We start from the raw sequence: 23,259 nt of genomic DNA, 5'->3' as shown, positions 1-23,259 counted from the left end.
ACTCTAGGGTGGTCGTCGTCGTTGGTATGCGTGAGGCAGGCGGGGCAGGCGGGGGCCCCTGGAATACGCGAGGGAACGGAAAGCAGTGGGCAACAGAAGGCGCGTCGCCGAGCGACGGAAGACCAACCCCGCCGTGCTCGGCGGGATGATCGCCGTGGTTCTCGGCGGCGCCGGGCTCGGCGTCTACGCGCTGCTCGGCAGCGGAGCCGCCGCCGAGAACGGTGCGCAGTCGTCGAGCTCGGAGAAGGCCAAGGCCGTCAAGACCGGCCCGCTGTCGGCGAAGGAGGTCACGACCGCGGCCCGGGAGTTCCTCACCGCCTGGCAGCAGGGCAAGGTGACCGAGGCCGCCGCCGCCACGGACGACGCGACGGCCGCCAAGGCCCTGCTGGCCGGCTACGCCAAGGACGCCCACATCGAGGACGTCACCCTCACCGCCGGCACCCGCACCGGCGCCAAGGTCCCCTTCGCCGTGAAGGGCACGGTGTCGTACAAGGGGACCAGCAAGCCGCTGACCTACGACAGTTCGCTGACGGTCGTGCGGCGGGCCGCGGACGGCAAGCCGCTCGTCGGCTGGCACTCCGCGGTCGTTCACCCCGACCTGAAGGACGGCGACACCCTCGTCACCGGCGAGTCCGGCACCCCGCCGGTCAAGGCCCTCGACCGGGACGGCGGTGAGCTGACGGAGGACGAGTACCCGTCGCTGGGGTCGGTCCTGGACGGGCTGCGCGAGAAGTACGGCGAGAAGGCGGGCGGCAAGGCGGGCATCGAGCTCCAGGTGATCCGGGGCAAGGAGTCCAAGAAGGCCGAGCTGTCCGACAAGACCCTGGTGGAGCTGAGCAAGGGCACGCCGGGCACGGTGGAGACGACGCTGAACCCGACGCTGCAGGCAGCCGCGGAGAAGCAGGTGGCCACCAGGCCGAAGGCGTCCGTGGTCGTGCTGCGCCCCTCGACCGGCGAGATCATGGCGGTCGCGAACTCCTCGCACGGCTTCAACATCGCCTTCCAGGGCTCCCTCGCGCCCGGCTCCACGATGAAGGTCATCACCTCGTCGCTGCTGATCGAGAAGGGTCTCGCGGCGGCGGACAAGGAGCACCCCTGCCCGAAGTACTTCACGTACGGGCACTGGAAGTTCCAGAACGACGACAAGTTCGAGATCAAGGGCGGCACCTTCAAGGCGAGCTTCGCCCGCTCCTGCAACACCGCCTTCATCAGCCAGGCCCCCGAGCTGGACAACGACAGCCTGACCAAGCAGGCCCAGCAGGTCTTCGGCCTCTCCCTGAACAACTGGTCCGTCGGTGTGCCCACCTTCGACGGCGCCGTCCCGGTCCAGTCGCAGGCCCAGATGGCCGCCTCGCTGATCGGCCAGGGCGGGGTGCGGATGAACCCGCTGAACATGGCGTCGGTCTCCGCGACCATCAAGACGGGTACCTTCAAGCAGCCGTACCTGGTGGCTCCGAGCGTCGACGACCGCACGCTCGCCACGGCCTCCCGCACGATGTCCGCGTCCGCGCTGTCGCAGCTGCGCGAGCTGATGTCCTACACGGCGGCCTACGGCACTGCGGCCGAGGCGATGTCCGGGGTGACCGGTGACGTCGGCGCGAAGACCGGCTCGGCGGAGGTCGACGGCCAGAAGAATCCGAACGGCTGGTTCACCGCGTACCGCAATGACCTCGCGGCGGCGGGCGTCGTCCAAGCGGGTGGCCACGGCGGCGAGACGGCGGGCCCGATCGTGGCGGAACTGCTGAAGCTGGGCGGCTGAGACTCAGCTCCGCAGCTGAGCCTGAGCCTCACGCTCGACGGGGGCGGCGGGTGCGGCGGCCAGGTACGTCCGCCGCAGGAACCGCATCAGGGCCTTCATGTCGAACTGCACCACCGAGACACCCTCTGCGGAGTGGAACTCCACCACGGCCTGCACCCGGCCGCACGGCCACACCCGTATCTCTCCGCTGCCCGCGGGGGCGCGCAGCCCCTGTTCCAGCAGGGCGCGCGAGAAGGTCCACTCGTGTGCCTGGCGGCCGGGCAACCGGACACACACCGCGCGCGGGTCGGTCTCGGGGTCGTACTTCAGGACGACCGGAACGGCGTCCTGTTCCTCCACCAGGAGGTCCGCGTCCGTGACGATATGGGCTCGCGCATACTGCTCGACTACGGACATCGGACGACCCCTTTACCGTGCGTCACATACGCGGAAACCATGCATCCGCTTCCCCTTAAATGTCCCATATTTCCGGGATTACACCCTCCGGAGCGGCTTATCTCGTGTTTACAACAGAGAGTGAGACGCTCTTGCAAAGAGTTCGCATCAAGCCACACCATCGAAGGGTGCACGTACCTGACGGATTCATAGACGCCCCGACCTCCGCCGTGACCGGAGTGGTCGCCGCGGCCGCGGTCGCCGTGAGCCTGCGCGGCGCGCGCCGTGAGCTCGACGAGCGCACGGCCCCGCTGGCGGGCCTGGTGGCCGCGTTCATCTTCGCGGTGCAGATGCTCAACTTCCCCGTCGCGGCCGGGACCAGCGGACATCTGCTCGGCGGCGCCCTCGCCGCGATCCTCGTCGGCCCCTACACCGGCGCGCTGTGCATCTCCGTCGTCCTGCTGATGCAGGGCATCCTCTTCGCGGACGGCGGCCTCACCGCGCTCGGCGTGAACATCACCAACATGGCGATCGTCGGCGTCGTCGTCGCCTACGCCGTCTTCCGGGGCCTGGTGAAGGTCCTGCCGAAGACCCGGCGCTCGATCACCGCGGCCTCCTTCGTCTCCGCCCTGGTGTCGGTGCCGGCCGCGGCGCTCGCGTTCACCCTGCTGTTCTGGATCGGCGGCACCACCGACGTCCCGATCGGCAAGGTCGCCACCGCCATGGGCGGCGTCCACCTCCTGATCGGCATCGGCGAGGCCGCGATCACCGCGCTGACGATCGGCGCCGTCATCGCCGTACGGCCGGACCTCGTCCACGGCGCCCGTGATCTGCGCCGGCCGCTGAAGCTGCGGGTCGGCGGCGAGCTCGTCGACGCTCCCGGGGCCGAGGCGGAGCAGCCGGTCGCGGCCCGGACCTCGCGCCGCACCCTGTGGATCAGCGGTCTGGCCACCTCCCTCGTCCTCGCCGGGTTCGTCAGCTTCTACGCCTCCGCCAGCCCCGACGGTCTGGAGAAGGTCGCCGAGGACAAGGGCTTCATCGAGTCCGCCGAGGAGCACGCGGGCGCCGACTCCCCGCTGGCCGACTACGGCGTCAAGGACGTCGACAACGTCCGGCTGTCCGGCGGCCTCGCCGGCGTGATCGGCGTCGGCGCGACCGTCGTCGCGGGCACCGGCATCTTCTGGGCGGTGCGCAGGCGCCGTACGGACGAGGCGGCCGACGTGTCGCCCACGAGCACGAGCGTCTGAGACCCGACATGGGTGCCGGGCACGCGCACAAGCTCTACCGGCACGGGCACTCGCCCGTGCACGGCCTGCCGCCGCACACCAAGCTCGCCGCGACGTTCGCGTTCGTGGTGGTCGTGGTGTCGACGCCGCGGGAGGCGATGTGGGCGTTCGGCCTGTACGCCGTGCTGCTCACGCTCGTCGCCGTCGTCGCGCGCGTGCCCGCCGGGTTTCTGCTCAAGCGGCTGCTGATCGAGGTGCCGTTCGTCGCGTTCGCGGTGCTGCTGCCGTTCGTGGCGGAGGGCGAGCAGGTCGAGGTGCTGGGCATGTCGCTGAGCGTCAGCGGACTGTGGGGCGCCTGGAACGTGCTCGCGAAGGGCACCCTGGGCGTCGCCGCCTCCGTGCTCCTCGCCTCCACCACCGAGCTGCGCGAACTCCTGCTGGGCCTGCAGCGGCTGAAACTGCCGCCCCTCCTCGTGCAGATCGCGTCCTTCATGATCCGGTACGGCGATGTCATCGCCGACGAGATGCGGCGGATGCGCATCGCACGGGAGTCACGCGGCTTTGAAGCGAAGGGCGTGCGGCACTGGGGCGTGCTCGCGAAGTCGGCGGGCGCGCTGTTCATCCGGTCCTACGAGCGGGGTGAGCGCGTGCATCTGGCCATGATCAGCCGGGGGTACGCCGGTTCGATGCCGGTGATCGACGAGGTGACCGCGTCCCGGGCGCAGTGGTCGTACGCCCTCGCGCTGCCCTTCGCCGCCCTTGTCGTCTGCGTGTTGGGATGGGCCCTGTGAGTACTGCTTCCCTGGAGGTCTCCGGCCTCGCCTTCGCCTACCCCGACGGCCACCAGGCCCTGTTCGGCGTGGACTTCACCATCGCGCGCGGCGAGCGGGTCGCGCTGCTCGGCCCGAACGGCGCCGGCAAGACGACCCTCGTCCTGCACCTCAACGGCATCCTGACCGGCGGCACCGGCAGCGTGAAGGTCGCGGGACTGCCCGTCGGCAGGCAGCACATGGCCGAGATCCGGCGCCGGGTCGGGATCGTGTTCCAGGACCCGGACGACCAGCTGTTCATGCCGACGGTCCGCGAGGACGTCGCCTTCGGGCCGGCGGCGGCCGGACTGAAGGGTCCTGAGCTGGAGGAACGGGTCGACCGGGCGCTGGAGCGGGTCGGCATGGCCGAGTTCAAGGACCGTCCGCCGCACCACCTCTCCTTCGGCCAGCGGCGCCGGGTCGCGGTGGCGACCGTCCTCGCGATGGAACCGGAGATCCTCGTCCTGGACGAGCCGTCCTCCAACCTGGACCCCGCCTCCCGCCGCGAACTGGCCGACATCCTGCGCTCGTTGGACGTCACCGTCCTGATGGTCACGCACGACCTGCCGTACGCCCTTGAGCTGTGCCCGCGCTCCCTGGTCCTGAGCGAGGGCGTGATCGCGGCGGACGGGAAGACGGCCGAACTCCTCGCGGACGACGAGCTGATGCGCGCCCATCGCCTGGAGCTGCCGTTCGGATTCGACCCGCGGTCCGTGACAATGGGCGCGTGACGCATCAAGAGGACGCGGGGTCGCTGTCCCTGGACGACCAGCTCTGCTTCGCGCTGTACGCCGCCCAGCGGGCGGTGACGGCCGCCTACCGACCGCTCCTCGACGAACTCGGCCTCACCTACCCGCAGTACCTCGTGCTGCTGGTCCTGTGGGAGCGGGGCGAGACGACGGTGAAGGAGCTGGCCGCCGCGCTGCGCCTCGACTACGGCACCGTCTCCCCCCTGCTGAAGCGGCTGGAGGCGGCCGGCCTGGTACGGCGTGAGCGGTCGGCGCGGGACGAGCGGTCCGTGCTCGTGGCCGTCACCGGGCGCGGTCAGGAGCTGCGGGAGCGCGCGAAGTGCGTGCCCGGCTCACTGCTCACCGCGACGGGGCTCGACGCGGCGGGAGTCGCGCGACTGCGCGAGGAGTTGTGGCAGCTCGCGCACCGAGCACACCCCACCGCGGACCCCACCCCCTGAACTCGGGTTACCCCCGGTTCCCACCCCCTGGTAACGACGCCCGACCTACCGGCCAGTACCTTGTGCACGATGTACTTGTGCGCGCCTTTTCCGATGCGCGCTGTCTGGGGGGAGGGCCAACCATGACCGACGAGGGCACCGTCGCCGACACCCGTCCGACGAAGATCATGTACGTCGCCGAGGCCACCGCGCACGGCGGCCGGGACGGCTATGTCACCAGCCAGGACGGCCAGATCGAGCTCAAGGTCGCGATGCCCCCGGAACTGGGCGGCGACGGCAACGGCACCAACCCCGAGCAGCTGTTCGCCGCCGGCTACAGCACCTGCTTCCACAACGCGCTGATCCTCGTCGGCAACCGCGAGGGCTACGACCTCACCGGCTCCACGGTCGCCGCGAAGGTCGGCATCGGCCCCAACAAGCAGCGCGGCTACGGCCTCGCGGTCGCGCTCAGCGTCTCCCTGCCGGTGCTGGACGCGGGTCTCGCCGCCAAGCTGGTGGACGCGGCGCACGAGATCTGCCCGTACTCCAACGCCACCCGCGGCAACATCGACGTCACGATCCTGCTCGGCTGAGGCCCCGCTCTCTCAGCACCTGGAATTCGTTCGTGACACACGTATCCGACGGCTAGCCTGCCGGGCATGACGTCCTCGGAAGCATCGGAATCACATGCCCACCCACGTTTCGCCGAGGCTCTGCACGAGCTCGGGCTGAGCGGCCTGAACGCCCGGATGCGCCGGTTCCCGGACGCGACCCGTACCGCGGCCGAGGCCGCCGCCGCGATCGGGTGTGAGCTCAGTGAGATCTGCAAGTCGCTGATCTTCGCGGCGGACGGGGTCCCCGTGCTCGTCCTGATGGACGGGGCGTCCCGGGTCGACCTGGAGCTGGTGCGGAAGGAACTCGGCGCCGAGAAGGTCACCCGCGCCAAGGCCGACGTCGTACGGGAGACCACCGGGTACGCCATCGGAGGCGTACCGCCCTTCGGGCACCGTACGAAGACACGCGTGCTCGCCGATCGGTCGCTGCTCGGGCACGACGTCGTCTGGGCCGCCGCCGGGAATCCGCACGTGGTGTTCCCCATGGCACCCCTGGACCTGGTCGCCCATGCCGGTGCCACCCTGGCGGACGTGCGCGAGCAGCCTTCGTGACCCCGCTGGTCACGGCCGCCGTCCTGCTCGCGGCCGTCACGCACGCCGGCTGGAACGCCATCGCCCACAAGATCACCGACAAGCTGGTGGGGTTCACGCTCATCGCCGGTGGCGGGGTGGTGATCGGGCTGGCCCTCATGCCCTTCGGGGCGTTCCCGGCGGCCGAGGCGTGGCCGTATCTGTTCGCCTCCGCCCTCGTCCACATCGTCTACTTCGCGCTGCTCATGAAGTCCTTCCAGCTGGGCGACTTCGGGCAGGCCTACCCCCTCGCACGGGGCACAGCGCCGCTCGTGGTCGCCGTACTGGCGGCCGTGTTCGCGCACGAGGTGCCGAACGGCTGGGCGGCCGCCGGCATCGCCCTGTCCTGCGCGGGACTGACCGGTGTCGCCCTGTGGGGGCTGCGCGGACGCCGGCCCAACTGGGCCGCGATCGGGGCCGCGCTGGCCACCGGCCTGAGCATCGCGGCGTACACCGTCATCGACGGGCTGGGCGTACGGGCCTCCGGGTCGTCGCTCGGTTACATCGCCTGGCTGATGGTGGCCGAGGGGCTCGTCATCCCGGCGTACGCGGTCTGGCGCTGGCGGGGCGACACGGTCGCCGTGCTGCGGCCGTTCGCCGCGGTGGGCCTGCTCGGCGCCGCGCTGTCCGTCACCGCGTACGCGCTGGTCCTGTGGGCGCAGACGAAGGCCGAACTGGCGCCGATCGCCGCCCTGCGGGAGTCGTCCATCATCGTGGGGGCCGCGATCGGGGCGGTGTTCTTCAAGGAGCGGTTCGGAGCCCCTCGGATCGCGGCGGCGGCGCTGCTGGTCGTGGGCATCGGGCTGATGCTGCACACGGGTTAGGTGAAAGCCCCGGCCGTCGGCCGGGGCTTTCACCAGTCAGACGGTCAGCCGCCGAAGGCGCTGTTGTTGCAGCCCATCGTCGAGCCCAGGTGCGTGGCCTGGCTGCCCGAGTCGCCCTCGCCGTTGAGGCCGTTGCCCAGCACACCGTTGAGCAGACCGACGACGCCGAGGATGTCGATGTTCAGGTCGTGGGACTTGCACTGGGTGCTCTGCTGGACCTTGTACTGGTCCCCGCCGTCGGCGTGGGCCGCGCCGGCGCTCAGGAACCCGACGGTGGTCAGGGCGGCGACCAGGACGGCGGCCTTACGAAGCTTCTGCATGTCATCTCCGGTGGAGTGAGGTGGATGCAATGCGTGAAGGGGTGATCCCTTACGATTAAGGGAGATTAAGTAAGAAATGCCCCAAATCATCCTGCGGCGCGCCGAGTTTCGACATCTTGCGCCAGAAGTGCGGCGCCCTGGGCGAGCGCCGGCTTGCCCACCCGGAACGCGAACTGGCCGCAGTAGGTGAGCTTCCGCAGGTTCACCAGGGCCGTCCTGCGGTGGCCGTGCCGCGCCCACTGGTCGATCTCGGAGTTGAGCGGGGACTGCTCGTCCCAGTAGCGGCTGTACTCCGGCGGCCTGCCGAGGTAGCTCCGCATGATCAGCGCCACCCCGTCGAGCGAGGGCCGGATCTCCTCAAGCGCGAGCCCCGCTTCTTCGACCAGCATCCGGAAGCCGTACGGCGTGTAGTTCCACAGGCTGAAGGAGTGGTACGGCTCGAACTGGGACGTCGATCCGATGAAGCAGCCGCCCGGCGCCAGCACCCGGGCGATCTCCGCGAGCAGTTCGCGCGGGCGGGAGACGTGTTCGAAGACCTGGTGCGAGTAGATCAGCGGCAGCGAGTCGCAGGCGAGCGGGAGACGGACGCCGTCGTAGTGCACCACCGGGTCACCGCCGGGCGTGCGCTGGCCCGCCTCCGGTGAGTCCCGGATGTCGATCCCGACCCACCGCACCTCGGGGTCGTGCTTGCGGAAGAGGGCGGCGGACGTGCCGCGTCCGCATCCCAGGTCGACGACCAGCCCGGGCGCGCCGGGGGCGCTCATCACCTCGTCGACGTAGTACCGCGAGGTGACCTGACGGGCGTGGTCGTCGGGGATGCAGTCCCGCATGAGGTCCCAGAGGGTCGCCATGCTCCGATGCTACGGACACTCACCGTTGCCCGCGATTCACGCTCCGTGAGAGGGGTGGGAGCGGTGTGACGCCCGAGAGGTCGTGTGCCGCAACGCTGTTGCGGTCGGTGACCGAGCGGCCCAGGGCATGGTGGGGCCACAGGCCCGCGGCCACCCGGCGGCTGCGCTCGCTCCACTGCCGGGCCGCCAGGTCGCCGGCCTTGTAGTGGTTGAGCGCGTAGCCGCCGGAGTGGATGCGCAGCAGGGTGAAGCCGCCGGGGTACTCCTTGGCGGCGGCGACCTCCTGCTGGGTGACGTGCGGGGCGCGCACCAGCACGGTGCGTTTGTTGCGGTGGGTGTGGCCCGCGTGGTGGAGGAAGACGCCGGGCGCGGACGCGTAGGCGTCGACGACGGTGCGGGCCTGGCGGCGCTCCAGGCACTGGCCGCGGGTCACCGGGAAGACGGAGTCCCGCACGGTCAGCGGATGGTGGCCGAACACCACCGTCGGCTGGTCCGGCGCCTCCCTCAACCTGGCCTGGAACCAAGCGAGTTGATCGGGACCGAGGCCGCCCGCGTCGGCGCCGTTGCCGGTCTTGACGTAGGTGTCGAGGCCGATGATCCGCAGCCCGCCGAGGTCACGGGCGAAGTATCCGGGTCCGTCGCTGCCCGTCAGGCCCGGGAAGGCGGTGTGGAAGGTGGAGTTGTCGGCGGCGCGGTCGTGGTTGCCGCGTACGACGAAGTAGTCCTGCCCGTGGGTGCCGAAGCCGTCCAGGATCCGCCGGGCCTCGCCCAGGTCGTGGGCCGCACCGCCGGCCGAGATGTCGCCCCCGGCCAGCAGCAGGTCCGCCCCGCGCCGCCGGGCCTCCTCGACCAGAGCGCGGCTCATCAGCTCCGGATACGGCGCCCGTCCCGGCTGCTGCGGCACCCCGCGCAGCAGGGGCAGCCCGCCGACGAGGCCCGCGGTGGTCTCGCCGAGGTGCAGGTCGTTGCAGAGCGCGACCGACAGCAGGTGCCGGCCGGGCGGGGGCTGCGGGGTGGTGAAGGAGTACGGCCCGCCGCTCGCGCCGAACCCGAACGTCGACGTGCCCACCGCGTTGCCGCGCACGAGGTGCAGCGGGGTGGGGGTGGCGGTCACGCCCCGTGAGCGGGCCCGGTAGTAGTACGTCTGCCCCGGCTCCAGGTCGGTGAGCTCGACCTGGTGATGGGCGGTCGGCCGGTCGACGGACGCGGTGCGGTTGAGCCGGGAGGGGTGGGTGCCGTAGACGACCTCGCCCTCGGTGATCGCGGGCAGGGGGTGGCCCAGGCCGTCGTCGGTGCCGGGGATCCCGGTGTACCAGGTGATGACGGCGCTGTCCTCGGTGAGGGTGACCAGTTCGAGGTTGACGGCGGTCAGGGCGTCGGGGTGGTGCGAGCGGGCCCGCTGCATGGCGGCGGAGGCCGAGCGCAGCAGGGCGGGGGCGAGGCGGGCACCGGAGCGCAGCACCTCGCAGGGGCCGGGGAAGGCCGACAGTGCTGCGAGAGCGGGGAGGTGGGCGGAGAAGCAGCAGCGCATGTCCTCGATATGGCCCTGTGCGGTTAACGGGGGAGGTGGCGGTGACGGCGGGGCCAGGTCCGGCGCACGACATCTCCATGGAACGCGACATCTCCATGGAAGCAGGGCGAAGCCGGTCCCCGAAGCGGATGTGCCGAGTCTCACTGATCCCGGGTTGCGCTCTTTGCGTCCCGGCGTCCCCTACGGCAACAGGCGCCCCATATTGGCTGTGCGGCGGCACTCTCCGAGGCGCACCCTGGAAGCAGAGATTCCGGAGGTGATCGTCATGGTGCAGACCACTGTGGGATGGCATGTCGAGATGGAGTTCCAGGAGGACGAGACCCACACGAGGGCGGTCGCGATGGTGCGGCTCCCGGACGGCAGCGAGGTACGCGCGCACGGACACGCCGCACGACACCACACGGACGCGAATCAGCCACGCGTCGGTGAGGAGATCGCCGGCGCCCGTGCGCTGAACGAGCTCGCGATGCAGATGCTCACCAAGGCGCACAGCGAGATCGACCAGGCGTCGGGGCGTACGTCCCACCCCATCCACGTCTGAGCCGCACGCCGCGCGACCACCGCACGCTAGGCGAGCGCCGCCCGTACCGCCCGTATCAACCCCTGCGCCCTCGGGTCCGCCGTCACCGTCTTGCGGAAGCCGTTCGTCACATAGCCGAAGGCGATCCCCGTCTCCGGGTCGGCGAAGCCGAGGGCGCCGCCGCGGCCGGGGTGGCCGAAGGAGCCCGGACCCAGCAGCGGGGACGCGCTGCCGTGCAGCATGTAGCCCAGGCCGAAACGGGTGTTGACCACCAGGACGCGGTCCGGACCGGCTGATTCCTGCGCCCGCGCCAGTTCGACCGTCGCCGGGTCGAAGAGCCGCACCCCGTCGACCTCGCCGATGAGCGCGGCGTAGAAGCGGGCGAGACCGTCGGCCGTCGCGATGCCGTTCGTCGCGGGGAGGGCGGCGGCGAGGTAGGCGGGGTCGTTCTGGTCGGGGAAGGGGGTGATCGCGGCGAAGGCGCGGCGTGTGAGGGAGTCCGGGTCCTGGTAGGCCTCGGTGACCGTGCGCTTCGGACGTGCGTGGAGCCCGCCCGCCGGCTCGGGCCCCTCGACCCGGCCGGTACGGCCCACCCGGCCCGCCTCGGACTCCGGCAGCCCGAGCCACAGGTCGAGGCCGAGCGGACCGGCGATCTCCGCCGCGAGCCACTCGCCGGCCCACCGCCCGGTCACCCGGCGCACCAGCTCGTCCAGCAGCCAGCCGTAGGTCAGCGCGTGATAGCCGTGGTCGGTGCCCGGCACCCACGCGGGCGCCTGAGCGGCCACCGCCTCGGGCCCGCGGTGCGGGTCCAGTGCCTCGTCGGGCGTGAGCGGACGGTCGAGCACCGGGAGCCCGGCGCGGTGGTTCAGCACGTGCCGGACCAGCAGCCGCTCCTTGCCGTGCGCCTTGAACTCCGGCCAGTACTCACCCACCGGCGCGTCCAGGTCCAGTTCTCCGCGCTGCCGAAGGATCAGGGGTACGGCGGCGGCGACGCCCTTGGTCGCCGAGCGCACGACCTGCGCGGTGCCGTGCTGCCACGGCTGCGTGCCGTCGACGTCCCTGGTGCCGGCCCACAGGTCGACGACCTTGCGCCCGTCCCGGTACACGGCGACGGCTGCGCCGCGCTCCCCGAGCGTGCCGAAGTTCCGTATGAACGCCTCCCGGACCGGCTCGAAGCCCTCGGCCACTGTGCCGTTCACGTCCACGCCCGTGCTCCCCTGCGAATGTCTCGTTCCGCGGCCGGTTCGTCCGCCTTCGACACTCATCCCAACACGGGTGCGCGACCTTCGATTCCGTTATGTGGCCGACATCTCGCAGGTCTTGGGGCCGTGGTTCGCTCACCGCACGGAAGAAGCCGGCGAGGGCAACCCGTCCCCACGGAGCCCTCACCGGCCGGTCTGTTACTTCAAGGGTGGTGCTTCAGCGGCGGCCCGTCAGGCGCGCACCAGCGCCCGGTCCTCGTCGGGGTCCTCGGATCCCTTCGACTCGGCGTCCGTGCGCAGGCCCTCGCCCTCCACGTCCACGTTCGGCAGGGCCCGGTCCAGCCACTTCGGGAGCCACCAGGCCTTCTTGCCGAGCAGGGCCAGGACCGCCGGGACGATGGCCATCCGCACGATGAACGCGTCGAAGAACACCGCGATCGCCAGGCCGAAGCCGATCATCTTGACCATGGACTCGGACGAGCCGATGAAGCCCGCGAAGACCGCCATCATGATCACGGCCGCGGCCGAGACGACCCTCGCGCCGTACTTGAACCCGGTCACCACCGCCTGGCTCGGCTTCTCGCCGTGGACGTACGCCTCCCGCATCCGCGTCACGAGGAACACCTCGTAGTCCATCGCCAGGCCGAAGACCACGCCGACCATGAAGATCGGCATCATGGACATCACCGGGCCGGTCTCCTCCACGCCCATGAGGCCCGCGAACCAGCCCCACTGGAAGACCGCGACCACCGCGCCCAGCGCCGCCATCACGCTCAGCAGGAAGCCGAGCGCCGCCTTCAGCGGGACCAGGATCGAACGGAAGACCACGATCAGGAGCAGGAAGGCGAGGCCGACCACCAGCGCCAGATACGGCAGCAGCGCGTCGTTCAGCTTCTCGGAGACGTCGATGTTCATCGCCGTGGAGCCGGTGACCAGCACCGTCGCGTCCGTGTCGGCCTTGACCTCCGCGCCCTTGTCGCGGATGGCGTGGACCAGGTCCTCGGTGGTGACGGAGGACGGCTTGGCGTCCGGGATCACCGTGATCGTCGCCGTGTCGCCCGCCTTGTTGGGCGTCGCCGGCGTCACCGCCACGACGTTCTTGATGCCCTTGATGTCGTCGCCGACCTGCTTGAAGGCGGCGTCCGCGTCACCGCTGCCCTTGGCGTCGACCACGACCATCAGCGGGCCGTTGAAGCCCGGCCCGAAGCCGTCGGACAGGAGGTCGTACGCACGCCGCTGCGTGGTGGACGTCGGCTGCGAACCGTCGTCGCCGAGACCCAGTTCGAGGGAGCTCGCGGGGATGGCCGCGGCGCCCAGGCCCACGACGCCCAGGAGGAGGATGGCGATCGGACGGCGTACGACGAAGCTGGCCCAGCGGGTGCCGAGGTTCGGCTTGGCCGGCCTGTCCGCCTCGCCGGTGCCGGAGGCCGCCTTCCTCGCGGCCCGGTTGCCGCCCATCCACCGGCTCTTCTTCCCGGCGGGCTGCACCTTCTTGCCGGCGTAGCCGAGCAGGGCCGGGATCATCGTCAGTGCGATCAGCACCGCGATCACGACCGTGCCGGCCGCCGCGATGCCCATCTTCGTCAGCATCGGGATGTTGACGACCGACAGGCCGACCAGCGCGATGACCACCGTCAGACCGGCGAAGACCACCGCGGAGCCCGCGGTGCCGACGGCCCGGCCGGCCGCCTCCTCGCGTTCGCGGCCCTCGGCCAGTTCGGCGCGGTAGCGGGAGACGATGAACAGGGCGTAGTCGATGCCGACCGCCAGGCCGATCATCATCGCCAGCGTCGAGGTCGTGGAGCCCAGCTCCAGCGCGCTCGCCAGGGCCGTGATCGTCGAGATGCCGATGCCGACACCGATCAGGGCGGTCAGCAGCGGGAGCCCGGCCGCGATGAGCGAGCCGAAGGTGATGACGAGGACGACCGCGGCGACCCCGATGCCGATGATCTCCGTGGCGCCGGTGTGCGGCACCGTCTGGAGCGCGTCACCGCCGATCTCCACGGTCAGCCCGGCGTCCCGCGCGTCCTTCGCGGCGTCCTCCAGGGCGTCGCGCGAGGAGTCCTGCAGTTCCATGCCGGAGACGTCGTACTTCACCGACGCGTACGCGACCGTGCCGTCCTTGCTGACGGCCTTCGCGGTGTACGGGTCGGCGACCGAGGTCACCTCGGAGCCGTCGGACAGCTCCTTGACGGTGTCCTCGACGGTCGCCTTGTTGCCGGCGTCCGTCATCTTCTGCCCGTCCGGCGCCTTGAAGACGACCCGGGCGGTGGCGCCGTCGGCGCTCATGCCGGGGAAGCGCTGTTCCAGCAGGTCGAAGGCCTTCTGCGCCTCGGTGCCGGGGATGGAGAAGGACGTCGTGCCCGCGGCGGGCGCGCTGGCCGCACCCACACCGGCGAGGGTGAGCAGCGCGACCCATATGAGGGCGACGAAATGCCGTCGCCTGAAGGCGAGCCGGCCGAGTTTGTAGAGGAACGTGGCCACGAGGGCGTCTCCCGGTCAGGTCGTGGATTGGTGCGTGGGCAGGGGTCATCAGCCCGACGACGTGAGCGGTTACGTCAGGTGGAGGGCTTGCTCAGGGGACTGTCAGTGGGTGGGTGCGCCGAGGGCGGGGAGGACCACGGCGTCGATGTACGACATGAGGAAGGACTGCGTCGGCGGCTGGTCGTCGATCAGCGTCCGGGTGGCGAACGCACCGACGAGCATGTGCACCACGTACTCCAGCGCGGGGCAGTCGGCACGGACCTCGCCGCGTTCGACGGCCCGCTGGACCACCCGGTTGAACTCCTCCATCTCCGGCTCGATGAGCAGTTCCTTGAAAGCCCGGAGAAGGTCGGGGTTGGCGTGCACCGCCATGAACAGACCCCGCATCAGCGCGGCGTTCTGCTGCATGTGGCAGTCGTCCTCGCGTGACGTGAGGGCGTGGAGGTCGCCCCGCAGGGAACCGGTGTCGACATCGGCGATGTTCCCCGGCTTGTTGTGCCGGATCGCCTTCGCCACCAGCTCCGGCTTGCCGCCCCACTGGCGGTAGAGCGTCGCCTTGCTGGACCGGGTGCGGGCCGCCACGGCGTCCATGGTGAGGGCGTCGTAGCCGACCTCCCGGAGCAGGTCGAGCACGGCCTCGTACAGCTCGGCCTCGCGCTCAGGGGTGATCCGACTGCGACGTGACATTGCCGCCTCGGTCACGGTCCTCACCTTCCCACTCCGAACGATACGGTTTCGTACACCTAAAGGTACCCCATCCTACGAGCGAAACGAAACGGTTTCGTTCGTGTCGTGGGTCACGCGCACCCTTATGCCAGGCATGTCACGAGTTGCTCAGGTCCGTTCCCGGGAAAAGCATGGGTAGGTGAGCTATCTGCGCCTGCCGCACCTCCATGACGACCTCCTGTGCTTCGTGGCCGAGGACGACCTGTGGCTGGCCCCCCTCGACGGCCCCGGCCGCGCCTGGCGGCTCACCGTGGACCGCACCAAGACCGGCCACCCCCGCTTCTCCCCCGACGGCCGCCACATCGCGTACACGAGCTGGCGCAGCCTGGTCCCCGAGATCCACCTCGTCCCCGTCGACGGCGGCCCCGGCCGCCAGCTCACCCACTGGGGCTCGGCGGACACCCAGGTGTGCGGCTGGACCCCCGACGGCGTGATCCTCGCCGTCGCCTCGCACGGCGAGCCCTTCTCCCACTTCACCTGGGGCTTCAAGGTCCGCCCGGACGGCGACCCCGGCCGCAAGCTCCCCTGGGGCCCGTGCTCCGACCTCCAGGTCACCGACCTCGACGGCGAACGCAAGACCCTGCTCCTGACCGGCACCCCGCCGCACGAACCGGCCGCCTGGAAGCGCTACCGGGGCGGAGCCACGGGCAGGCTCTGGCTGCACGGCGAACGCCTGCTCGCGGACCTCGGCGGCCACCTCGCCTCCCCCATGTTCGTCGGCGGACGGATCGCCTTCCTCTCCGACCACGAGGGCGTCGGCAACCTCTACTCGTGCGCGTACGACGGCTCCGACCTGCGCCGGCACACCGACCACGACGCCTTCTACGCCCGGCACGCCGCGAGCGACGGCACCCGGGTGGTGTACCAGTGCGCGGGCGACCTGTGGATCGTGGACGACCTCGCCGCGGACTCCGAGCCGCGCCGGCTCGACGTACGCCTGAGCGGGCCGCGCGCGGGCCGCCGTCCGTACCAGGTGCCGGCCGCCCAGCACGTCGACGGCCTCTCCGTGGACGAGACGGGCCGCGCGAGCGCCGTGGTCGTGCGCGGCAGCCTGTACTGGCTCACCCACCGGGACGGCCCCGCCCGCACGATCATCGACACCCCCGGCGTACGGGTCCGGCTCCCGGAGATGCTCGGCTCGGTCGGCCAGGTCGCGTATGTGACGGACGCGGAGGGCGAGGACGCCATCGAGATCGCCCACCTGCCCAGGGCCACCGGCGACCGCGAGCCGCGCCGACTGGCCTCGGGCGAGCTGGGCCGGGTCCTGGAGATGGTCGCCGACCCGCAGGGTGAGCGCCTCGCGATCGCCGCGCACGACGGACGCCTCCTGCTCCTGGACGTGACGGAGGACTCCAACGGCGAGGTCACCGAGCTGATCCGGTCCGTCAACGGCCCCGTGCGGGACCTGGCGTTCTCCCCGGACGGCAGCTGGCTGACGTGGTCGCACCCCGGCATCGGCCGCACCCTGCGCCAGATCAAGCTGGCGCGCATAAAGGACCGGATGATCGTCGACGTCACCAACGGCCGCTTCGAGGACGAGAATCCGGTGTTCACCCGGGACGGCCGCTACCTGGCCTTCCTCTCCTGGCGCGGCTTCGACCCGGTGTACGACGTCCACACCGGCGACCTGTCCTTCCCGCTGGGCTGCCGCCCCTACCTGGTCCCCCTGTCCTCCGCGACCCCCTCCCCCTTCGCCCTGAACCCGGAGGGCCGCCCCGCGGCCGGCGGCCTGGACCCGGTGGAGGACGAGGAGGGCGGGGACGGGGGCGCGCCGACCGTCGAGATCGAGGGCCTGGAGAGCCGGGTCACCCCCTTCCCGGTCACCGCCTCCAAGTACTCGGCGCTCTACCCGGTCGCGGGCGGCGGACTGGTCTGGCTGCGCTGGCCGATCTCGGGGGCGCTGGGCGAGACGTTCGCCAATCCCGACGACATGACCGGCCGGCCGACCCTCGAACACTTCAACATCAGCAAGGCGAAGAAGTCCGAACTCGTCGACCACCTCGACTGGTTCTCGGTCAGCGGCGACGGCACCCGGCTGGTCCTGGTCGACGAGAACGACCTGCGCGGTGTCCCGGCGTCCGAGTCCGGCGACAGTGACACGACGGTGTGGATCGACCTGCGCCGCATCCTGCACCAGGTGGACCCGACGGCCGAGTGGAGGCAGTCCTACGCGGAGGCGGGCCGGCTGATCCGGGCGTACTTCTGGGAGCCGGAGATGTGCGGCATCGACTGGGACGCGGTCCTGGCCCAGTACCGCCCCCTGGTCGAACGGGTCGCCTCCCCCGACGAGTTCGCGGACCTCCTCCGCGAGGTGCTGGGCGAACTCGGCACCTCACACGCCTACGTCTCCGCGGCCCGCCGCAACGAGGGCCCGGCCCACTACCAGCGCTGGCAGGGCCTGCTCGGCGCCAACTTCGTGCGCCGCGACGAGGGCTGGATGGTCAAGCGCATCCTCCCCGGCGAGTCCTCCGACTCCAAGGCCCGTTCCCCGCTGGCAGGCACCGGCATCCGGGAAGGCGCGGTCCTCACCCACGTCGACGGCCGCCCCGTGGACCCCGTCACCGGCCCCTACCCGCTCCTGGCCGGCGCCGGCGGCACGACGGTGGAGCTGACGTTCACCCCCGCGGAGGGCGAGGCGGGCCGGGCACGCCGTGTGGCCGTGGTCCCCCTCATCGACGAACGCCCCCTGCGCTACCAGGACTGGGTCGCCAAACGCCGCGCCGTCGTCCGGGAGTTGAGCGACGGCCGCTGCGGCTACCTGCACATCCCGGACATGGGCGGCTCGGGCTGGGCCCAGTTCAACCGGGACCTGCGCATGGAGATGTCCCGCCCCGCACTGATCGTCGACGTACGCGGCAACGCGGGCGGCCACATCAGCGAGCTGGTCGTGGAGAAGCTCACCCGCACGATCCTCGGCTGGGACCTCACCCGCAACGCCCAGCCGGTGTCGTACGCCTCGAACGCCCCGCGCGGCCCGATCGTCGCCCTCGCCGACGAGGCGACCTCCTCGGACGGCGACATGATCACGGCCGCCTTCAAACTCCTCAAACTGGGCCCGGTCGTGGGCCAGCGCACCTGGGGCGGAGTCGTCGGCATGACCGGCCGCCACCGCCTCGGCGACGGCACGGTGATCACGGTCCCGATGAACGCGGCCTGGTTCGACGCGTACGGCTGGAGCATCGAGAACAAGGGGGTGAGCCCGGATGTCGAGGTTGTGCGGACGCCGCTGGACTGGGCGGAGGGCCGCCACGCCCAGCTGACGGATGCGGTGGAACTGGCCCTGGAGCTGTTGGAGACGAACCCTCCGGCAACTCCCCCGGACTACGCACACGTTCCGGACCGTTCGAGGCCGAAATTGCCTCGGCGCTCTTAACAAGCGGCGGCGCCAACCCCCTCAGGGGCGCGGGACTGCTTCAATTTGCGGCTCCGCCGCGTGGGCGCGACCCGCCACCACGCCTCTTGACACGCGGCGGCACCAACACCCCAAGGGGCGCGGGGCTGTATCAATGTGCGGCTCCGCCGCGTGGGCGCGACAAGCCCTCACCGGCCCGCACCCGACAACGCACCCCCGACACAAACACAAACGCGGGGCACCCACCAACCAGGGGGCGCCCCGCGCTCAGCGAACCGACTGACTACCGGTCGTAGTCCTGGTCGAACCGCTCCTCGTCCTCACGCTCACGCGTCCGCTCGGACTCCTCGTCCCGCGACGGCCGCTGGCGCCCACGCTCCGGCTGGCCCTGCGGACGCTGGGGGTCCTGCTGCCCGTGCTGCCCGTGCTGACGCGCACGCTCCTGCAGCTGCTCGGACTTCTCCTTGAACTGGTCCTTCATGCCCATGTGGGTTCACTCCCGTAGTGAGTGGGGGTTGGCCCCTCGGTGGGGCCTCGACCAGATTCACACGGGCGATAACCCTGCGCATGTCGATCAGTTACGCCGCGTAATGCGCTCCTGCTCATCGGCGGCGCCACCCGCTCCGACCAACCCCGTCCGCACCCCCACCAGCCGGTCCCCGAACCGCCGCATCTCCCGTTGCCCCACGGTCCCGATGAGCCCCGGCAGATACCCGCGCACCCCCTGCATCCCGCGCAGCCACCACTGCCCGTAGACATGGCTGGAGCGCCGCTCGATCCCGGCCACGATCCGGTCGACCGCCGGCCCCAGCGGATACGTCTTGTTGGCCGGCCAGGGCAGCCGCTTCCTCAACTCCCGCATGACGTCGTCCTGATCGGCGCCGCGCACCATGTCGGTGTCGGTCCAGGACAGATAGCCGACCCCCACCCGCACGCCCTTGTAACCGACTTCGGCCCGCAGACTGTGCGCGTACGCCTCCACACCGGACTTGGACGCGCAGTACGCGGTCATCATCGGCGCCGGCGTGATGGCCGCGAGCGAGGCTATCTGGAGGAGATAGCCCCGGCTCTCCATCAGCACCGGCAGAAACGCGCGAGCCGTCACCGCCGATCCGATGAGGTTGACCTCGATGACCCGCCGCCACGCCTCCGGGTCGGAGTCCACGAACGGTCCCCCGCTGGCGACACCCGCGTTGGCGACGACGATGTCGACCTTCCCGAACCGTTCCTTCACCTCCAGCGCCACCCGGGCCATCGCCTCGTGATCCGTCACGTCGGCGTACCAGTGGTCGCTGTCGCTGTGCAGCCGTGCGGAGACCTGCTTGAGGGCGTCCGCCTCCAGCCCCACGAGCGCCACCTTCGCGCCGCGCGCCGAGAGCTTGCGGGCGAGCAGCTCCCCGACGCCCCGCGCCGCCCCCGTGACGACGGCGACCTGTCCTTCAAGGCTCACCCTGCTCATGCGCCCTCCTTGACCTGCGTGTACGTGTCGGCCTGCGGGTACGTCATGCCGAGCTCCCGTATCATCCCGGTCACCAGCTCGGGTGCCTCGACCGGTGTCATGTGCCCGAGGCCGGGCAGTTCGGTGACGCCGAGGCAGTGCGGCAGCGCGGCGGCCAGCGAGCGGGCGTGCACCGGCGGGGTCAGGCGGTCGGCCGTGCCGACGACCACCGCGGTCGGCACCGTCAACTCCCGCACGCCGTGGTCGAGATCGAGCAGATCCAGCACGTTCGACCAGGCGTATCGCACCTTGCGCGGGCACGCGTGCACGATCCGCGCGCACGCCTCGACCATGTGCGGGGCCGAACCGGGGCCCATCGTCGCGTACTTGAGAATCGCCCTGGCGATCGGCGTGACCGGCCCGAGCGGCGCCCGGGAGCCGAGGATGTGCTTGGTCAGCCAGGTCCGCAGCCGCCCCGGCCGCATCGGTACGACCGTGGACTCGGCGACCAGCCGCGAGGCGCCCGTGCTGCACAGCAGGACCGCGGCGGCGTGCGCGCGGAACCCCGGGCGGCCGGCTGCGGCCATCACCGTCATGCCGCCCATGGAGTGCCCGACGATCACGGCCTTCTCGCCGGGTGCGAGCGCGGCCTCCAGTACGGCTTCGAGGTCGTCGGCGAGAGCGTCGCTGCTGCACGCCGGGCTCGCCGGGCTGCGTCCGTGGCCGCGCTGGTCGTAGGCGATGACCCGGTGGTCGACGGCCAGCTCCCGGATCTGCGCCGCCCAGAAGGCGGTCGAGCAGGTCCAGCCGTGCGCGAGCACGACGGCGGGCGCGGCCGTGTCGTCGACGCGGCCGTGCACCTCCACGTGCAGGCGGGCGCCGTCGGCGGATATCGCCGTCAGCTCACGGGCGGGGGCGGGCGGGGCGTACGGCCCGGAGGCGACGTGCATCAGCCGGCTCACGCGGTCACCCCCGACGTGGCGTCCTTGGACTTGCCGCCCTTCGCCTTGCTGTCTTGCGACTTGGCGCCTTGCGACTTGGCGTCCTTCTCGGCCGGCGCTCGCAGGAGTTCGTACTCCGCCAGATCCACCCGCCGCGTGGCCCGCCGGAACTCGGACGTCGTACCGGGCCACACCGTCGTGTTGCGGCCGCCGGCATCCAGGTACCAGCTGGTGCAGCCGCCCGTGTTCCACACCGTCCGCTTCATGCGTTCCTGAACCCGCCGGTTCCAGGCGTGCACGGCGCTTGGCCGCGCGTCCAGAGCCACGCGACCGCCGAGGACGTTCAACTGGCGGACGAAGTCGGCCAGGTAGTTCAGCTGGGACTCGATCATGAGGATCATGGACGAGTTCCCGAGGCCCGTGTTGGGCCCGATGATCGTCATCCAGTTCGGGAACCCGGCGGCGGACGCGCCCCGCAGCGCCTCCATCCCGCCCTTCCACGCCTCGGCGAGGGTCTTGCCCTCCGCGCCCACCACCCGGTCCGCGATCGGCATGTCGGTGACGTGGAACCCGGTACCGAAGACGATCGCGTCGGCCTCGGCCTCGCTGCCGTCGGCGGCGACGAGGGTCGAGCCGCGGACCTCGCTCAGACCACTGGCGACGAGGTCCACGTTGGGCTGGGCGAGCGCCGGATAGTACTCACTGCTCAGCAGGATCCGCTTGCAGCCGATGCGGTAGTCGGGGGTCAGCTTGGCGCGCAGGGCCGGGTCCTTGATGGAGCGGCCCATGTTCCGCTTGGCCAACTGCTCGATGAGACCCAGCTCGTTGGGGCGCTTGGTGAACGCCTGGACCTGAAGCTCCCGGATGCCCCACAGCAGTCCGCGGCGCAGTTGCGCGGTGAGGGGCAGGGCCCGGTGCAGGGAGCGCTCGACGCCGGTGATGGCACGGTCGACGCGGGGCATGACCCACGGCGGGGTGCGCTGGAAGAGCGTGAGCCGCTCGACCTCCGGCTGGATGGACGGCACGATCTGGATGGCGGAGGCGCCGGTGCCGACCATCGCGACGCGCTTGCCGCGCAGGTCGAAGTCGTGGTCCCAGCGGGCGGAGTGGAAGACCTTGCCCGGGAAGGAGTCGAGCCCCGGGATGTCCGGCATCTTCGGGTCGGACAGCGGCCCGGTGGCGGAGACGACGAGGTCGGCCGACAGGTTCCCGCTGCTGGTCTCGATGTCCCAGCACAGCCGCTCGGCGTTCCAGGTCATCCGCTGCACCTCCGAGTTGAAGCGGATGTGCGGCCGCAGCCGGAAGACGTCGGTGACGTGCTCCAGGTACGCGCGGATGTGCTGCTGGCCGGAGAAGGTGCGCGGCCAGTCGGGATTGGGCGCGAAGGAGAAGGAGTACAGATGGGACGGCACGTCACACGCACACCCCGGATAGCTGTTGTCCCGCCAGGTGCCGCCGACGCTGTCGGCCCGCTCCAGGACGACGAAGTCGGTGACGCCCTCGCGCCGCAGCCGTACCGCGGCCCCCAGCCCGCCGAACCCGGACCCGACCACCGCGACCCGCACATGTTCGCGTTCGGCCATGCCTGTGCCTCCCTAGCTTCTCCCGGACCCCGGAAACCGGAACCATGCCAGTGAACACTGGCACAATGGGGAGAGTAGAGGAGCTCCGTACCGACCGGTAGGGGTCGGCACGAGGAAAGTTACCGCCGGTACGAATTAAGGTTCCCGGGTGACCCAGAAGCGTGAATACCGCATGGAGGAACTGGCCCGCCTGGCCGGCATCACGGCGCGCACCCTGCGCTTCTACCGCGAACGCAAGCTGATACCGCCACCCCGCCGCGAGGGCCGCATCGCCTGGTACGACGACCACCACCTGGCCCGCCTGCGCACGATCTCGGCTCTGCTGGAACGCGGTCACACCCTGAACGGCATCGCGGAACTGGCCGACGCCCTCGACCACGGCCGCGATGTCGCCGACCTCCTCGGCGCCGCCCCCACGGAGGAGGAGCCGGTCCGCCTCACCCCCGAGGAACTCGCCGCCCGCTTCGAGGGCCAGGTCACCCCGGACAACCTCGCAGCCGCCCTGGACCTCGGCTATCTCGGCACCGACGGCGACGAAATCGTCCACATCAGCCGCCGCCTCCTGGACGTCTCCGCGGCCCTGGTCCGCGAGGGCATCCCCCTCGCCGAGGTCCTGGCGGCAGGCAAGCAGGTCCGCGAGCACGTCGACGACCTCGCGGAGATGTTCGCCGACCTGGTACTGCGCCACGCCCGCGAAACCGACCTCCAACGCCTGCGGCCGCTCGCGCGGAGCGTGGTGGAGGCGGAGCTTTCGTTGGCGCTGGACCGACGGTTGCGCAAGCGCGGCTAGCGCCCGAGATCACCTCACACCTCAACTGTCCGACAGTTCATCAACATTCACACCATTGAGGCACTTTTAGAGCAGTCCCAGGCGCAGCCGCGTTCGTACTCCGAGAGTGAGATCGAAAAGTCCCCGGCGACTGTGCGACCAGTCCCGGGGTATGGCCGACACTTTCGAGGAGCGTC

At 70.9% G+C, this 23,259-nt stretch carries 22 protein-coding genes; 11 read left to right on the top strand and 11 right to left on the bottom strand.

The genetic code is table 11. The features are described 5' to 3' along the window. The first annotated feature begins 85 nt into the window (after nucleotides 1-85). A complete protein-coding gene (locus OG331_RS28980; protein ID WP_406201486.1) occupies nucleotides 86-1,759 on the top strand; it encodes a penicillin-binding transpeptidase domain-containing protein in 1,674 nt (557 codons plus the stop codon). A 3-nt stretch (nucleotides 1,760-1,762) separates the two neighbouring features. Here OG331_RS28980 and OG331_RS28975 read toward each other — a convergent pair whose 3' ends face one another. Next, nucleotides 1,763-2,155: an SsgA family sporulation/cell division regulator gene (locus tag OG331_RS28975; RefSeq protein ID WP_406201483.1), complete on the bottom strand. Its 393-nt coding sequence runs from the start codon at nucleotides 2,153-2,155 to the stop codon at nucleotides 1,763-1,765. 167 nt (nucleotides 2,156-2,322) lie between these two features. Between OG331_RS28975 and OG331_RS28970 the strand changes: the two genes are divergently transcribed. From OG331_RS28970 to OG331_RS28940, 7 genes are all read left to right on the top strand, one after another. Next, nucleotides 2,323-3,381: an energy-coupling factor ABC transporter permease gene (locus OG331_RS28970; protein ID WP_406201481.1), complete on the top strand. Its 1,059-nt coding sequence runs from the start codon at nucleotides 2,323-2,325 to the stop codon at nucleotides 3,379-3,381. 8 nt (nucleotides 3,382-3,389) lie between these two features. Next, on the top strand, nucleotides 3,390-4,151 hold the full coding sequence (gene cbiQ / locus OG331_RS28965; protein ID WP_406201479.1) for a cobalt ECF transporter T component CbiQ: 762 nt from the start codon (nucleotides 3,390-3,392) through the stop codon (nucleotides 4,149-4,151). After that, a complete protein-coding gene (locus OG331_RS28960) occupies nucleotides 4,139-4,900 on the top strand; it encodes an energy-coupling factor ABC transporter ATP-binding protein (RefSeq protein WP_406201476.1) in 762 nt (253 codons plus the stop codon). The genes cbiQ and OG331_RS28960 overlap by 13 nt, the downstream gene beginning before the upstream one ends. Then, nucleotides 4,897-5,358, top strand: coding sequence for a MarR family winged helix-turn-helix transcriptional regulator (locus OG331_RS28955; RefSeq protein ID WP_369271596.1), 462 nt, complete (start codon nucleotides 4,897-4,899; stop codon nucleotides 5,356-5,358). Before OG331_RS28960 ends, OG331_RS28955 begins: the two co-directional genes overlap by 4 nt. A 122-nt stretch (nucleotides 5,359-5,480) precedes the next feature. Beyond that, nucleotides 5,481-5,930 carry an organic hydroperoxide resistance protein gene (locus tag OG331_RS28950; RefSeq protein ID WP_406201473.1) on the top strand — a complete coding sequence of 150 codons (450 nt, stop codon included), beginning with the start codon at nucleotides 5,481-5,483 and terminating at the stop codon, nucleotides 5,928-5,930. Between the two features lie 66 nt (nucleotides 5,931-5,996). Next, complete coding sequence (locus OG331_RS28945; protein ID WP_406201470.1) at nucleotides 5,997-6,503, top strand: YbaK/EbsC family protein; 507 nt, start codon at nucleotides 5,997-5,999, stop codon at nucleotides 6,501-6,503. Further along, entirely contained in the window at nucleotides 6,500-7,345 is an 846-nt protein-coding gene (locus tag OG331_RS28940) for an EamA family transporter (protein WP_406201467.1), read from the top strand. Before OG331_RS28945 ends, OG331_RS28940 begins: the two co-directional genes overlap by 4 nt. A gap of 44 nt (nucleotides 7,346-7,389) precedes the next feature. Here OG331_RS28940 and OG331_RS28935 read toward each other — a convergent pair whose 3' ends face one another. The 3 genes from OG331_RS28935 to OG331_RS28925 all read right to left on the bottom strand — a co-directional run bounded on the left by OG331_RS28935 (nucleotide 7,390) and on the right by OG331_RS28925 (nucleotide 10,047). Beyond that, on the bottom strand, nucleotides 7,390-7,665 hold the full coding sequence (locus tag OG331_RS28935) for a hypothetical protein (RefSeq protein WP_406201465.1): 276 nt from the start codon (nucleotides 7,663-7,665) through the stop codon (nucleotides 7,390-7,392). A gap of 86 nt (nucleotides 7,666-7,751) precedes the next feature. Then, entirely contained in the window at nucleotides 7,752-8,516 is a 765-nt protein-coding gene (locus OG331_RS28930) for a class I SAM-dependent methyltransferase (protein WP_406201462.1), read from the bottom strand. A gap of 19 nt (nucleotides 8,517-8,535) precedes the next feature. Then, nucleotides 8,536-10,047, bottom strand: a complete 1,512-nt coding sequence (locus tag OG331_RS28925) for a metallophosphoesterase (protein ID WP_406201460.1) — start codon at nucleotides 10,045-10,047, stop codon at nucleotides 8,536-8,538. Nucleotides 10,048-10,312: 265 nt separating this feature from the next. Between OG331_RS28925 and OG331_RS28920 the strand changes: the two genes are divergently transcribed. Continuing rightward, nucleotides 10,313-10,588, top strand: a complete 276-nt coding sequence (locus OG331_RS28920) for a DUF1876 domain-containing protein (RefSeq protein WP_406201458.1) — start codon at nucleotides 10,313-10,315, stop codon at nucleotides 10,586-10,588. Nucleotides 10,589-10,614: 26 nt separating this feature from the next. On the opposite strand, the gene OG331_RS28915 is transcribed toward OG331_RS28920, so the two are convergent. The 3 genes from OG331_RS28915 to OG331_RS28905 form a co-directional block, all read right to left on the bottom strand. Then, complete coding sequence (locus tag OG331_RS28915) at nucleotides 10,615-11,772, bottom strand: serine hydrolase domain-containing protein (RefSeq protein ID WP_406201456.1); 1,158 nt, start codon at nucleotides 11,770-11,772, stop codon at nucleotides 10,615-10,617. Between the two features lie 228 nt (nucleotides 11,773-12,000). Further along, nucleotides 12,001-14,253 (bottom strand): MMPL family transporter, encoded by a 2,253-nt coding sequence (locus OG331_RS28910; protein ID WP_406201454.1) that lies wholly within the window; start codon nucleotides 14,251-14,253, stop codon nucleotides 12,001-12,003. 102 nt (nucleotides 14,254-14,355) lie between these two features. Continuing rightward, the gene (locus OG331_RS28905; RefSeq protein ID WP_406201451.1) at nucleotides 14,356-14,955 is read right to left on the bottom strand and encodes a TetR/AcrR family transcriptional regulator; all 600 of its coding nucleotides are present in this window, start codon (nucleotides 14,953-14,955) and stop codon (nucleotides 14,356-14,358) included. 163 nt (nucleotides 14,956-15,118) lie between these two features. Between OG331_RS28905 and OG331_RS28900 the strand changes: the two genes are divergently transcribed. After that, the gene (locus tag OG331_RS28900; protein ID WP_406201448.1) at nucleotides 15,119-18,352 is read left to right on the top strand and encodes a S41 family peptidase; all 3,234 of its coding nucleotides are present in this window, start codon (nucleotides 15,119-15,121) and stop codon (nucleotides 18,350-18,352) included. A 262-nt stretch (nucleotides 18,353-18,614) separates the two neighbouring features. Here the strand turns inward: OG331_RS28900 and OG331_RS28895 are convergent, their stop codons facing one another. The 4 genes from OG331_RS28895 to OG331_RS28880 form a co-directional block, all read right to left on the bottom strand. Further along, the gene (locus OG331_RS28895) at nucleotides 18,615-18,818 is read right to left on the bottom strand and encodes a hypothetical protein (RefSeq protein WP_406201445.1); all 204 of its coding nucleotides are present in this window, start codon (nucleotides 18,816-18,818) and stop codon (nucleotides 18,615-18,617) included. Between the two features lie 87 nt (nucleotides 18,819-18,905). Further along, nucleotides 18,906-19,790, bottom strand: coding sequence for an SDR family oxidoreductase (locus OG331_RS28890; protein WP_406201442.1), 885 nt, complete (start codon nucleotides 19,788-19,790; stop codon nucleotides 18,906-18,908). Continuing rightward, nucleotides 19,787-20,731 (bottom strand): alpha/beta fold hydrolase, encoded by a 945-nt coding sequence (locus OG331_RS28885; RefSeq protein ID WP_406201439.1) that lies wholly within the window; start codon nucleotides 20,729-20,731, stop codon nucleotides 19,787-19,789. The genes OG331_RS28890 and OG331_RS28885 overlap by 4 nt, the downstream gene beginning before the upstream one ends. Next, nucleotides 20,728-22,293 carry a flavin-containing monooxygenase gene (locus OG331_RS28880; RefSeq protein WP_406201437.1) on the bottom strand — a complete coding sequence of 522 codons (1,566 nt, stop codon included), beginning with the start codon at nucleotides 22,291-22,293 and terminating at the stop codon, nucleotides 20,728-20,730. Before OG331_RS28880 ends, OG331_RS28885 begins: the two co-directional genes overlap by 4 nt. A gap of 148 nt (nucleotides 22,294-22,441) precedes the next feature. On the opposite strand from OG331_RS28880, the gene OG331_RS28875 reads away from it, so the two are divergent. Continuing rightward, on the top strand, nucleotides 22,442-23,083 hold the full coding sequence (locus tag OG331_RS28875; protein ID WP_406201434.1) for a MerR family transcriptional regulator: 642 nt from the start codon (nucleotides 22,442-22,444) through the stop codon (nucleotides 23,081-23,083). Nucleotides 23,084-23,259 lie beyond the last annotated feature (176 nt).

Source organism: Streptomyces sp. NBC_01017, from assembly GCF_045162795.1.
In the GTDB taxonomy this organism is placed as follows: domain Bacteria; phylum Actinomycetota; class Actinomycetes; order Streptomycetales; family Streptomycetaceae; genus Streptomyces; species Streptomyces machairae.
Note: the sequence above shows the minus strand (reverse complement) of the source record. Positions and strands in the feature narration are given on the sequence as shown.

Excerpts from the sequence above, each read along its gene's own strand:
- OG331_RS28975 (WP_406201483.1), bottom strand. The coding sequence starts at position 2,155 with ATGTCCGTAGTCGAGCAGTATGCGCGAGCCCATATCGTCACGGACGCG.
- cbiQ (WP_406201479.1), top strand. The coding sequence starts at position 3,390 with ATGGGTGCCGGGCACGCGCACAAGCTCTACCGGCACGGGCACTCGCCC.
- OG331_RS28960 (WP_406201476.1), top strand. The coding sequence starts at position 4,139 with ATGGGCCCTGTGAGTACTGCTTCCCTGGAGGTCTCCGGCCTCGCCTTC.
- OG331_RS28950 (WP_406201473.1), top strand. The coding sequence starts at position 5,481 with ATGACCGACGAGGGCACCGTCGCCGACACCCGTCCGACGAAGATCATG.
- OG331_RS28945 (WP_406201470.1), top strand. The coding sequence starts at position 5,997 with ATGACGTCCTCGGAAGCATCGGAATCACATGCCCACCCACGTTTCGCC.
- OG331_RS28935 (WP_406201465.1), bottom strand. The coding sequence starts at position 7,665 with ATGCAGAAGCTTCGTAAGGCCGCCGTCCTGGTCGCCGCCCTGACCACC.
- OG331_RS28930 (WP_406201462.1), bottom strand. The coding sequence starts at position 8,516 with ATGGCGACCCTCTGGGACCTCATGCGGGACTGCATCCCCGACGACCAC.
- OG331_RS28925 (WP_406201460.1), bottom strand. The coding sequence starts at position 10,047 with ATGCGCTGCTGCTTCTCCGCCCACCTCCCCGCTCTCGCAGCACTGTCG.
- OG331_RS28920 (WP_406201458.1), top strand. The coding sequence starts at position 10,313 with ATGGTGCAGACCACTGTGGGATGGCATGTCGAGATGGAGTTCCAGGAG.
- OG331_RS28895 (WP_406201445.1), bottom strand. The coding sequence starts at position 18,818 with ATGGGCATGAAGGACCAGTTCAAGGAGAAGTCCGAGCAGCTGCAGGAG.
- OG331_RS28890 (WP_406201442.1), bottom strand. The coding sequence starts at position 19,790 with ATGAGCAGGGTGAGCCTTGAAGGACAGGTCGCCGTCGTCACGGGGGCG.
- OG331_RS28880 (WP_406201437.1), bottom strand. The coding sequence starts at position 22,293 with ATGGCCGAACGCGAACATGTGCGGGTCGCGGTGGTCGGGTCCGGGTTC.